Here is an 11974-nt window from a genome sequence, read left to right as displayed (position 1 = left end):
TCGAAACAGTCAAAGGCGGACAGGACGGACGGCACCGATGTCCGTCCTGCCTCTGGGAGGCCGCTACAGGTATCTTAGTAGCGGTATTCGAACGTCGCTGTCACGGTGCGCGGGGCGCCGTAGAAAGCGGAGTACGCACTGTCGAGACCAAGCTGGCTTGGCGTCACGAAGTTATAGGCCGCCACGCGGTACTCTTCCTGCGTCAGGTTGCGACCATGCAGGCCGATCCGATAACGGTCGTCAGACGACGTCCAGTTCGCGCTCAGGTTCAGCAATGTGTACTCATCCGGGTCGAGGGCGGGGCCACCGGCCGGAAAGATGACACTGTCGCCAGCGTCAAAGCCGGGGTTCGGCACGTTGAACAGGTAGTACTCGCTGCGATATTCAGCAGCCCCGTTGAACTGCAATGAGCCGCCATAGACCGTTTCAGGATATTCGTAGGCAAAGCCGAGCCGTGCCTGAAGCTCCGGCGTGTTCTGAGTCACGAACTGATCGGCGATGTTCACACCGGCAGAGACGATCTCGTCGATCTCGGCGTCGATATACCCCATCATCGCGGTCAGGGTCAGATTGTCGGTCGCGCGGAACGCGCTCTCGATCTCAACGCCCTTATAGGTCGAAGACCCGGCGTTGAAGACGGACGATACGAAGGTGTCATTGGTCCCGTCATTATCGGAATCAGCGCCCGACTGCACCGTGATCTGCTGGTCGGTATAGTCGGCGAGGAAGGCGGCGATGGCATAGGTCAGGCGACCATCCGCTGCGCTGCCCTTCATGCCGACTTCATAGCTCTTGACCTTTTCAGGGGCGAACCCTTCTTGGGACAGACCGAGCGGATCGAGGTCACCGCGTGCGCGAGGGTCAAAGCCGCCTGCCTTGAAGCCTTCAGAATAGGAGGCGTACAGATTGGTGTTCGGTGTCGCTTCATAGGCAACCGAAACGCGCGGGGTGAACTGGTCATCCTTTCGGTTAAGGCCCTCATACCCCGTCTGGCGACCGGCGAAGATCGACGTGGTGTTCTCCGGGAAGAAGGAGCCGGACCCGAGGCCAAGCCAGACTTCGCGATTAACGTCCGCCGTTGTTTCATCCTCCGTGTAGCGACCGCCGACCGACACACTCAGACGATCGGTCACGTCATAGGTCATATCCGCATAGACCGAGAAGTTTTCCTTCTTCTGGTCGCCTGAAGTGTAAATGCTCAGGCCCAGCGCCGACAGCACAGCGTCGAACTCACCCGACGCATTGCCGTCGAGATAGTAGACCCCGGCGATACCGGACAGGCGGTCCGTGTTGAACAGGAGCTGGAATTCCTGGCTGAACTGGTCGTCGATATAGCGTGCGGGAACGTCAAAATCGGGTTCTGGGAGGGCGTCGAAATCGATCGGCGTCACGGTATCGCTTTCGCGATAGGCGGTGACGGATTTCACGGTGAACATGTCGTTCACATCCCATTCCGCCGTCAGTGATGCACCTTGGGTCACAACCTTGTTGCCATCGCCAAGGCCGGCGCGCGTGTCATAGACATTGTCGGTGACGGGCACCGTACCGTCGGCGCTCGGCAGAAGGCGGTGACCGTGCTTGGCGTTGGAATCGTCTTCTGTCTTATCACCGGAGATCCGGATGCTGAACGTATCCGTCGGGGCCCATTCTGCACTCAGGCGATAGGCGCGGAGGTCCTTGTTGTAGTGCTCGGCGCCGGTGTTCAGGTTTGTGCCGTACCCGTCGCGTTTGTAATTGGCAATGGCGCCGCCGATCGCAAATGTCTCACCCAGCGGTACCGAGCCAGACAGGATTTGGTCGAACTGACCATAGGAGCCGACATTGGCACGTGCCGAGAAGGTCGGGTTATCCATGTCCATACGCTTGGTGACGTATTTGATGGCCCCGCCAATTGTGTTGCGACCGTAAAGTGTCCCTTGCGGTCCGCGCAGCACTTCGATTCGCTCAAGGTCGAAGATATCGAGCACTGCACCCTGTGGCCGGGCAATAAAGACATCGTCCACATAGACGCCGACGCCAGGCTCAAAGCCCCAAAGCGGATCCTGCTGTCCAACACCGCGAATGAAAGCGATGAGCGTCGAGTTCGAGCCGCGCGCCACTTCGATCGTCGCGTTGGGCGTAATACGCTGTACCGACGTGATATCGACGGCGCCAATCTGATTCAATTCATCTGCTGTGGCGGCTGTGACGGCGAGGGGCACATCCTGCAATGTCTCTTCCCGACGACGGGCACTGACGACGATCGTGTCATCGCTTTCATAGGCGCCATCGGCGGTTTGCGCGGCGACAGGGCCCCACCCCGACAGCGCGGCAATTGATGCGCCTGCGAACAAGGCGTGACGAAGCATGGGTTGACGAAATGATTTCATGGTTTCCTCCGAATTGCTGTCTTTGCAGCGATTATTGCCGTCACGTTAGGGCAGTCTGGGCACCTCGCCCATGACCGGACCGCGCACGCGCAGTGAACATTTTCGCTCACTCGGCTATTTGGAGAATGCTCTTCAGTTCGGTGCGGTAAGCGTGGGGCGTCAGGCCGTTCCACTGCTGGAAGGCGCGATTGAAGCTACGGATATCCGAAAAGCCCAATTGCTGGGCCACGTCCGCGATGGATATTTTCGCCCGCAAAAGGACCTTCGCCTGGGCGTTCAGGATACGCTTGCGCACATCGCGAAAGCTTTCGCCTTCCTGTGACAGATGCCGGCGCAGGGTGGCGGAGCTCATCTGCAGGAGCGCAGCAACGGATTCCTGTTCCGTCTCGCCGCTGAGGAGGATCGCTTCCACATCGGCGACGAGGCCGCGACCAGTGGCGCCATCATCCGAGAGCGTATCAATCGCCGCCGCAATCTCTTGGTCCAGCGCACCGTTGCTGGTCGGCAGATCGTCCCGCCCGTTGAACGGACGGGAGGCGCGTTCCAGATCGAAAACAAGGCGATAGCTGTCACTGCCCTGTTTGATCGGCATGGACCAGAAATTCAGATGCCCGGCGCTTTCACCCGCCGGCCGCCGGATTTCCACCTGCCGCAGGCTGTGGGTGGCCCAGTGCGGGGCGATGATGGCGAGCAGCCCGAACAGATAGATGAGCGTACTCTCCATCAGGAACAGCTTATAGTCGGCACCCACATCGGCGTTATAGGGGAAATTGCTGTCATCCACGACGAAGTCGACGGTGTCGGTATGGCTCTCGACCCGGTTGAACGCGCCGCCATGCAGCAGATTATAGGCTTCCGCCAGAACCGTCATCACCTCGGCCAGCGTGCCGCGCGGCGGGATGTGGTTCAGGACGAATTGCGTCGATCCGGGGACCAGCTGCCGCGACGACATGCGACAGGTCTCATCCTGAAGCTTCGCGACGAACGCGGCGCGAACCCGGAAATAGTCGCCCAAAGAGAGGTCATCACCCGGCTGCACAGCGATGCCAGAAGACGTAATGGCATCCTCAGCATCGGCAGCGGACAGGCCGATCGTCGTGACAAGAGGCTCGACAAAGCTCCAGGGTACTACAACTGACCCCATGACCATTCCCTCTCAGCCCGATCGAACGGGCGGCACTTCGCATCAGTTTCCAATGTGATTATCATGGAACGCCCAGCCACGTCACCCTTCGCAACCGCCGCTGGACAATCAAAATGCATCGTTTACGACCCAAGACATGGAAAGATTTGATGTCATCATCGTGGGGGCCGGTCATGCCGGTGCGCAGGCGGCCGCCGTTTTGCGGCAGGCAAAATTTACAGGCTCGATCGCGCTGGTGGGCGATGAGCCTGAGTATCCCTACCATCGGCCTCCTCTGTCCAAAGAGTATATGGCCGGAGAGAAGACTTTCGACCGAATCCTCTTGAAAGCAACTCAATACTGGACCGACCAGAATATCGAACTGCTGCGCGACACACAGATTGTCGCCATCGATCCCGCGCAGCAGCGGGTCGTGACCGCACGTGGCAAGGATATCGGCTATGGTTCGCTGGTCTGGGCAGCGGGGGGAACCCCGCGCCGACTGTCCTGTCCCGGCGCATCGCTGGGCGGGGTGACTACCATCCGTGCACGTGCTGATATTGATCGCATCATGAACCGGCTGGAGCACATCGATAATGTCGTGGTCATTGGCGGCGGCTATATCGGGCTGGAGGCAGCTGCGGTCCTGCGAAAGATGGGCCGTGCGGTGACGGTCGTTGAGGCGCAGAGCCGCGTTCTGTCTCGGGTGGCGGGACCAATGATCGCTGACTACATGACCGCGCGGCATCGGTCCGCAGGCTGCGATTTCCGTCTCGCTACCGGTGTGCAACAGTTGATTGGTGAGCAGGGGCAGGTCGAGGCTGTTCAGCTTGCCAATGGCGAACAGCTTCCGGCGGATCTCGTGGTTGTTGGTATCGGTATTGAACCGAACGTGGCACCGCTTCTGGCGATCGGGGCGGAAGGGGGCAATGGCGTCCTCGTCGATGATCAATGCCGGACGACGCTCGACAATATCTATGCGATTGGCGACTGCGCGCTGCATGTCAATCGGTATGCGGATAACGCGACAATCCGGCTTGAATCGGTGCAGAATGCCAATGACATGGCGGCGGTGGCCGCCAAGACGATTGCCGGTCTTGCGGCTGAGTACAATTCGGTGCCGTGGTTCTGGTCGAACCAGTTTGACATCCGCTTGCAGACAATGGGGCTGTCATCAGGCTTTGATGAAGAATTAGTGCGCGGCGATCCGTCAACGGACAGTTTTTCCGTATTCTATCGCCGTAACGGGCGGCTGACCGCATGTGACAGTGTGAATGCGCCGGCGGACTATGTGCAGTCCAAGATGCTGATCATGCGGGGCGGGCAGGTGGACGCCGCGGCCCTGACAGATCCCGGCGTCATGCTGAAAGACCTGGCTTAAGCCCCGTCCCTGGCGGCGAGATAATAGGACGATCCGCCTTCGTCCTCGCGGATGCCGCGCAAGTCCAGGCCCGCTTTGCGCAAGATCGCCTGATAGGCGTCGCGGCCCAGCGATTGTGAGACCTGACCGGTCAGAACGTCGGTCCATTCACAGGCCTGCACAGGTGCGGAGAAAAGAAGCTGACCGCCGGGGCGAAGGACTTGCGCCGACCGCAACAAAACAGCGCGCTGGGTGGCGGGAGGTAGAAGGAAGATGACGCCGATCGCCGTGATCCCGTCGAATTTTCGGTCAAAAAAAGCGCTGTCTTCTGCCTTTTCACAGGCAATCGGTATATCCGGCAGTCGGGCTCGAAATGCCTCGCACAGGCGGGGCGAGGGCTCGATGGCCCAGACCGGGCGTCCGGACGCGGCAATGATTTCTGTCAGGACACCATGCCCGGCACCAATGTCCAGAACCGCCGCATTGTCATTGAGGCCCGCCACCCACTCAGTGACCAGCGCCTTCCCGATATGGGATCGGGCACTGATAAATGCCTCTGCCGCAGCATCATATCCATTGGCAGGGTCAGCCGTCATCAATCCGGCGCACAGTGCAGGATGACGCCGGAGAATGGCGGCAAGACCGCAGGCACGGCCTGACCGTCTTCGTCAAGACCGATTGAAACCAGCCGCGTGCAGTTCTGCTGGATCAGTCCATCAGTGTCTGCTTCCTGCTCCCCGATATTGAACAGACACAGAACCTTTTCGTGGTCGAGCACGCGCCAGTACGCGATGAGTGTGTCGTCCGTATCCAGAAAAGTCTGGCTGCCGCGCCGCAAGGCTGCAGAGGTGTGACGCATGCGGATCAGCTGACGGATAAAATGCAGGACGGCGTGCTCGTCCTCCTCCTGCGCGTGAACGGCGAGCGGCAGGTGGCGGGGGTCCATGGGGAGCCACGGGTCGCCATCTGAAAAGCCCCCGTTTCGGTGATCGCCTCGCCACGGCATCGGTGTACGCGCCCCATCCCGGCCCAATGTGAGTGGCCAGTTGGCGATGGCCTCCGGGTCTTTCAGTTTCTCGAACGGCACCTCAGCCTGAGGCAGGCCCAGTTCTTCGCCCTGGTACAGAAACACATTGCCGCGCAGGGTCAGAAGCAGCATGGCATAAAGTTTAGCCGCCTGAACGCGGTGTGCTGGCGGGGCCCATCGGCTCACCGCCCGAGGGGCATCATGGTTCGAGAACGCCCAGGAGGGCCAACCCTCATCTGGGTTATCGGTCCACCCTTCCAGTGAAGCACGCATGCGGTGGGACGAAAGCTTGTCCGCATAGAGAAAATCAAAATTATAGGCGGAATTCAGCCGATTGTTTCCGGCAGTGAACGCCTTCATTTCCGACAGGGCATCCACCCCGCCGACTTCGGCCACGGTGAAGCGACCCTCATATTCATCAGTGACAGCCCGGATTTTCGCGAGAAATTCCGGAATGTCGGGATGAGACATATTATACGTCTGCAACTGATAGTCGAAGGGGCGGGTCAGCTTTGCGCCTTCTTTTGGCGCCGGTGGATTATCGCGTAGGGACGGGTCGTGCATCGCGAAGTTCAAAGCGTCGAGCCGGAAGCCGTCGACGCCTCGGTCAAGCCAGAACCGGGTGACCGACAGGATGGCGGCTTCGACTTCAGGGTGCCGTAAATTGAGGTCCGGCTGGCTCGTCAGGAAATTGTGCAGGTAATATTGCTGGCGTCTTGCCTCCCACGCCCAGGCGGGGCCGCCGAACACCGACTGCCAGTTATTGGGCGGTGAGCCGTCCTCCTTCGGATCGGCCCAGACGAACCAGTCCGCTTTGTCGTTTGTCCGGTCCTGCCGGCTTTCTTCGAACCAGGCATGCTGGTCAGATGTATGGGAGTAGACCTGATCGATGATAACCTTGAGGCCAAGATCATGGGCTCTTGCGACCAGGCGGTCAAAATCCGCCAGGGTCCCGAACATGGGATCAACGCCGCAATAGTCAGAGATGTCGTAGCCAAAGTCGTCCATGGGCGAGGGGAAGAAGGGCGACAGCCAGATCCCGTCGACCCCGAGGCTCGCCACGTGATCCAGCCGGTCGATGATACCGGGCAGGTCACCAATGCCGTCGCCATCGCTGTCCTGATAGCTGCGCGGGTAAATCTGATAAATGACGGCGCCGCGCCACCAATCCTCTGTCAGACCCAGCAGGATCTCGGCGGTGGGGTCGGTCATAACTTGTCCTCCGTCTCTTTTGGCTGACTCTGAGCCCGCCGGTGTTACTGCTCAATTAGCGTGATTTGCCGATTTTTCGCCGATGTTGAGGCAGAAGGATGGAAAAGCGCGCCTTTTTACCGCGCCCTATGCCTTTCCAAACGGGACGAAAAGCGCCTATAGCGCGGAGCAATTCTGCCTGCCGATTCCGGCGGGCCCTCGCGATGACCGGAGCTGCTGCCCCATGGCTGATCCCGTATTTCTGCAGAATTATCTGCCGATCCTTATTTTCATCGGACTGGCGTCCGTCATCACCATCCTATTGATGGTGCTGCCCATGGTCCTGGCGCCATCGAACCCCGATCCTGAAAAAGTATCGACCTATGAATGCGGGTTCGAAGCGTTCGAAGATTCCCGGATGAAGTTTGACGTGCAGTTCTACATCGTCGCCATCCTGTTCATCATCGTCGACCTCGACGTGGCCTTCCTGTTTCCGTGGGCCGTGACGCTGTTCAACCCGGAGCTTGGGCTGGATCGCAGTTTCCAGATTTTCAGTTTCTGGTCGATGTTCGTGTTCATTGCAGTGTTCTTTATCGGCTTCCTCTATGAGTGGAAGAAAGGAGCGCTCGAATGGCGCTAAAAGACAAACCCACAACCAAGCCGGTCACCGGCCTGGACATGCCACAGACCGCCAAACCTGGTCAGGCACCGACGATTATCAAACCATCGGATCTGCCTTACGGTACGGCCGCGCGCTCATATGTGCCCGGATACAATCCAACGGACGAAGACCCTTTCTTCAAAGGCCTCAATGACCAGCTGGCTGACCGCGGTTTCATGACCGCACCCGCCGATGCAGTGATCAACTGGGCGCGCACCGGCTCGCTCATGTGGATGACGTTCGGTCTGGCCTGTTGCGCCGTTGAGATGATGCAGGCGTCCATGCCGCGCTATGACATGGAGCGGTTTGGGATGGCGCCGCGGGCGTCCCCGCGCCAGTCCGACCTGATGATCGTCGCCGGTACGTTGACCAACAAGATGGCCCCAGCCCTCCGCAAGGTTTACGACCAGATGCCAGAGCCGCGCTATGTGGTCTCCATGGGCTCCTGCGCCAATGGCGGTGGCTACTATCACTACAGCTATTCTGTGGTGCGCGGCTGTGACCGGATCGTACCTGTGGACGTCTATGTCCCAGGCTGCCCGCCAACGGCCGAAGCGTTGGTCTATGGTCTTCTGCAGCTGCAGAAGAAGATCCGCCGCGAGGGGACGATCCGTCGGTGATTGCAACGACGTGGCTATTTGCTTCAATACTCGTTGTGGCGGGTATTGGAGTAACCGAGAAAGCGCCACGTTGTGCATACTCAAGTGCGCCACCGATAATCAATTCCGAGCCTTTGCCTGAAGGCGACCATGACGCCATTCCCGTCTTAATGTGCGCGCCGCCAGAGCGTGGCCCCAGCGGCACCCAAACATGCAAAAAGGGGCAGGCGTCGGTGACAATGACTTACGATATTTTAGCGGATGGGACGACAGACAACGTAATCGTGATCGAGACCTCAGACGTCTGTTTCAATGCCTCCGCTGTTGCTGCCATTTTATCTTGGCGCTATGCGCCGAAGACTGAAAACGGCATGGCCGTGATCGAGACCGGCCGAAAAAGCACGATGAACTACAACTTCAGTCGGAGTGAATATCGTCGACAGTAGGCATCTTACGACAAGCTGATATCGATGCGTTCGCGCGGGGCCGATCCGTCGGCAACACCAAGGTCGATTGACGAAAAACGGGTGGATGTCGTAAATTGAGCATTGGCCGTTCGAGGCCGATCTTCGTCGGGACATCTTCAATTTGATCAGAGCTGTTGGGTTGGTTGTCGCCGCGGGCTCAGTGCTGATGGCGTGCTCCACGCCGTCCATCAGCAGCGCCGCGTTTTCAAGTACGGGTGCCGGGGGCGTCTACCCCTATCCTTATGAGGCTGTACCGCTCCCCTTGCGCCGGGTGGCCCCGGCCTATCCTGCAGCCTGCTGGGATGACGTCGATGAGCGCGCCGAGAAGGTCGTCGTGGTTGGCTTCCGGGTGCTCAAGAGCGGTAGGGTCGGAGGGGCAACAGTGCTCGAAACCTCTGATGACTGCTTCAATCGTGCCGCTGTGAAAGCCATTGAGCAGTGGCAATTTCCGCCACTTGAGGAGTGGCCTTCAGGGACCCCGACCGAGTTTGCCATTCGGCTCAACTTTCGAACCACAGACGAGCCCTCGGCCCTGGCAGGGAGGGGAACGTGCCTCGACGCGACAGGCAAGCCGTTGGCAGGCGACGAAAATTGCGCGTATCGGCGTATTGAGACTGACGGCGACGGGCGCTAAGGCGCCCGCTAAAGCGATAGAGCGGCGTACAGCCAAGGCGGGTTTCGATGACCGACGAACTTCTTGAACTCAAAGACCATATCGACAGCGTGCTGGGCGATACGCTCGTGTCCTCGGCCATCGCCTATCGGGAGCTGAACATCACCGTTCCGGCGACCAAGATTGTTGAGACGCTCCGGTTCCTGCGGGACGATCCGTTGTGCCGGTTCATTCAGCTAATTGATCTCTGCGGTGTCGACTATCCAGAGCGCCGCAAGCGGTTTGAAGTCGTCTATCACCTGCTCAGCCTGCACAATAACATTCGCGTCCGCGTGAAATGCGGCGTTGCCGATGGCGATACATGCCCGACGGTGATCGATGTCTACCCTTGCGCCGACTGGTTCGAGCGCGAGGCATTTGACATGTACGGCATTGTGTTTGAAGGCCACCCGGACCTGCGCCGTATTCTGACGGATTACGGGTTTGAGGGCCATCCTCTTCGCAAGGACTTCCCACTGACGGGTTTCACCGAAGTGCGCTGGGATGATGAGCAGTCGCGCGTGGTCTATGAGCCTGTGAACCTGACCCAGGATTACCGCAATTTCGATTACCTCTCCCCATGGAAGGGCGCGGAATATGTCCTGCCGGGTGACGAGAAGGCTTGAGGGCCATCTGATTTCGTGGTGTCCATTAAATGCTACGCGCTTAATGGCCGGTTGGCGCTATTACAAATTTGGCATAGCCTCTCGTCAATGGTTCGAGGGGCTTTATGCTGTTATCTATCTTGGCATCGGTGGCATTAACTGCAGAGCCTGCGCCTGACGTTAGCTTCCTGTCCGATTGTACGCCAATAGAGGCGTGCGTCGATTTACTCTCAGAACAAAACCAGCCTCTAAAAGGACGCGTCGATTGGCTTTCGCTCAACGGCGAAGCGGTGGCAGCGCAATTAAAGCGTCGCTTCGGCGAGGACGGTCGTCGTGTTGTGCTCAGCCTTGCGGCAGACGAAGACACAACGTCTCATGATAGAGAAATTGCCTACACGATTATCGGTTTCTGGGGCGACTGGCGTCAGGAGCACTTCCCTGCGTTGCGATTGGTCTATGAGGTGGGGGGGGAAGGTTCGAATATCGTCTCGGCGATTGCCGCGACAGGAAGTTACGATGCAGGCCTCTTTCTCCTCGTGGAAGCTGCGCGAGGTCAGTTGGGAGCTGAAGAGGCACTCGTGGAGCTGTCTCCCGACGTTTTTGCTAGCTTAGCGTCACAGGTTCCGCTTCTTTTTGCAGATCCATTGAAATACCCCGATGAAGCGCGAGTAGGCGTTCTGCACGGCCGCTTGCACGAACTTGTCCGCCTCACTCTCCGATATCGCAGCACACTCTGGGTAGAGGCGATCACGGAAATTGCTATTGATCCAGCCACATCAGATAACGAACGCATGGCTGCTCTTGCTTCCCTACAAGCTATCGGGGCGTATGCGGATACTTCTTTGCCTCAGTTGAGGCGCTTCAGTCGCGATTTAAGAGCTGATGATCTGCGTAATCAAATGCTTCAAACTCGGGTTGCAATGCGGGATCCGGTGATTGCTGCTGATTACGCACGGTCATGTGTGCAACTCTATTCAAATCAGAATGCTGACACGGACTATTTCTACGTTCATCAGTGCTGGAGGAATTTGCTCAAATTCGGCGGCGCAGGCAGAGAGGCTGCGCGCGAACTTGTGCCCTTGATGAAAAGCGGTGACCGCGAAACACGAGCAACGATTATCGACCTTTTGGGCAAACTCCAGGATGAAAGTGTTGCGCCCGATATTTTGCCATTTCTGCAGAGTGATGATTGGCGGGAAGTTTATTTTGCCGTCATGAGCCTTGCACAGCTCAATTATCGACCCGCATTGAAGTCGATTGACAAGCTGCAAGATGAACATTGGGCATGGCCAGTGCGATTGATAGCATCATATTCACAAGACGCCATTCTGTATGGTCATCCGTTAACGGACAAAACGGGAGGGCGATTTCCCTATATTTATACAATGCTTTTTGTTAACCACACGAGCCTCCTTGATCAATATGAACAGTGTCAAACTCATAAGTATCGCGCCGCCAATTGGGATATTTTGAATACAGAGAATTTTTCCAGGGTAGGGCTTGATCGGCTAGAATATGCGGACGGTACAATCGTCGGCACCGACGATGGAGAATTTGGTGGCGAATTACGGTTTGAACCGGCGGATGGCTCGGAAAGCACAATACTTGTACGCGAGCAGACAAAGCGGCTGGTAGCTATTGGCGATCGAGTGCTTGGCATCCACGGGATCGCACACTTGGGGTACCATGATGGTTCCATTTCTTTGCTAGCTCGCAATAGTGATGGAGCTTGGCAGGTCGAACGCCACATCAGTCTACTTGCTAACCCCGGTGCGGTCCTCCGCTTGTCGGAAAACAGGATCGGCATTGAGGGGGCAGGAATGCTACAGATTGTCGACGAGAACGCTCTAATTGTTGACGTCTATCCCTGTGCAGAAGAAGGCAGTGAGTTGTCTTTCTGACACAGATGTCGGGTACGCA

11 protein-coding genes are annotated in these 11974 nt (G+C 58.0%); 7 read left to right on the top strand and 4 right to left on the bottom strand.

Annotated features, from left to right (window positions below; all coding sequences use genetic code 11):
- Positions 1 to 74: 74 nt before the first annotated feature.
- Positions 75 to 2369: a TonB-dependent receptor gene (locus tag RUI03_RS08295; protein ID WP_317286991.1), complete on the bottom strand. Its 2295-nt coding sequence runs from the start codon at positions 2367 to 2369 to the stop codon at positions 75 to 77.
- A gap of 106 nt (positions 2370 to 2475) precedes the next feature.
- Positions 2476 to 3513 (bottom strand): helix-turn-helix transcriptional regulator, encoded by a 1038-nt coding sequence (locus tag RUI03_RS08290; protein ID WP_317286990.1) that lies wholly within the window; start codon positions 3511 to 3513, stop codon positions 2476 to 2478.
- Between the two features lie 136 nt (positions 3514 to 3649).
- Here RUI03_RS08290 and RUI03_RS08285 point away from each other — a divergent pair, with 136 nt between their 5' ends.
- A complete protein-coding gene (locus RUI03_RS08285; protein ID WP_317286989.1) occupies positions 3650 to 4873 on the top strand; it encodes an NAD(P)/FAD-dependent oxidoreductase in 1224 nt (407 codons plus the stop codon).
- Here the strand turns inward: RUI03_RS08285 and RUI03_RS08280 are convergent.
- Complete coding sequence (locus RUI03_RS08280; RefSeq protein WP_317286988.1) at positions 4870 to 5448, bottom strand: class I SAM-dependent methyltransferase; 579 nt, start codon at positions 5446 to 5448, stop codon at positions 4870 to 4872. The two genes, RUI03_RS08285 and RUI03_RS08280, sit on opposite strands and share 4 nt — an antisense overlap.
- Positions 5448 to 7091, bottom strand: a complete 1644-nt coding sequence (locus RUI03_RS08275; RefSeq protein ID WP_317286987.1) for an alpha-amylase family glycosyl hydrolase — start codon at positions 7089 to 7091, stop codon at positions 5448 to 5450. Before RUI03_RS08275 ends, RUI03_RS08280 begins: the two co-directional genes overlap by 1 nt.
- Before the next feature lie 223 nt (positions 7092 to 7314).
- Here RUI03_RS08275 and ndhC point away from each other — a divergent pair, with 223 nt between their 5' ends.
- The 6 genes from ndhC (at position 7315) to RUI03_RS08245 (ending at position 11955) form a co-directional block, all read left to right on the top strand.
- On the top strand, positions 7315 to 7710 hold the full coding sequence (gene ndhC, locus RUI03_RS08270; protein WP_317286986.1) for an NADH-quinone oxidoreductase subunit A: 396 nt from the start codon (positions 7315 to 7317) through the stop codon (positions 7708 to 7710).
- Positions 7680 to 8351: a NuoB/complex I 20 kDa subunit family protein gene (locus RUI03_RS08265; RefSeq protein ID WP_410795862.1), complete on the top strand. Its 672-nt coding sequence runs from the start codon at positions 7680 to 7682 to the stop codon at positions 8349 to 8351. The genes ndhC and RUI03_RS08265 overlap by 31 nt, the downstream gene beginning before the upstream one ends.
- Positions 8348 to 8776, top strand: coding sequence for an energy transducer TonB (locus RUI03_RS08260; RefSeq protein WP_317286985.1), 429 nt, complete (start codon positions 8348 to 8350; stop codon positions 8774 to 8776). Before RUI03_RS08265 ends, RUI03_RS08260 begins: the two co-directional genes overlap by 4 nt.
- 142 nt (positions 8777 to 8918) lie before the next feature.
- The gene (locus RUI03_RS08255; RefSeq protein ID WP_317286984.1) at positions 8919 to 9431 is read left to right on the top strand and encodes a TonB family protein; all 513 of its coding nucleotides are present in this window, start codon (positions 8919 to 8921) and stop codon (positions 9429 to 9431) included.
- Between the two features lie 47 nt (positions 9432 to 9478).
- Positions 9479 to 10075, top strand: coding sequence for an NADH-quinone oxidoreductase subunit C (locus tag RUI03_RS08250; RefSeq protein WP_317286983.1), 597 nt, complete (start codon positions 9479 to 9481; stop codon positions 10073 to 10075).
- A 104-nt stretch (positions 10076 to 10179) separates the two neighbouring features.
- Positions 10180 to 11955: a HEAT repeat domain-containing protein gene (locus tag RUI03_RS08245; RefSeq protein ID WP_317286982.1), complete on the top strand. Its 1776-nt coding sequence runs from the start codon at positions 10180 to 10182 to the stop codon at positions 11953 to 11955.
- The last annotated feature ends 19 nt before the right edge of the window (positions 11956 to 11974 follow it).

This window comes from Parvularcula sp. LCG005, from assembly GCF_032930845.1.
GTDB lineage: Bacteria > Pseudomonadota > Alphaproteobacteria > Caulobacterales > Parvularculaceae > Parvularcula.
This window is presented reverse-complemented; position numbering and strand designations above follow the sequence as displayed.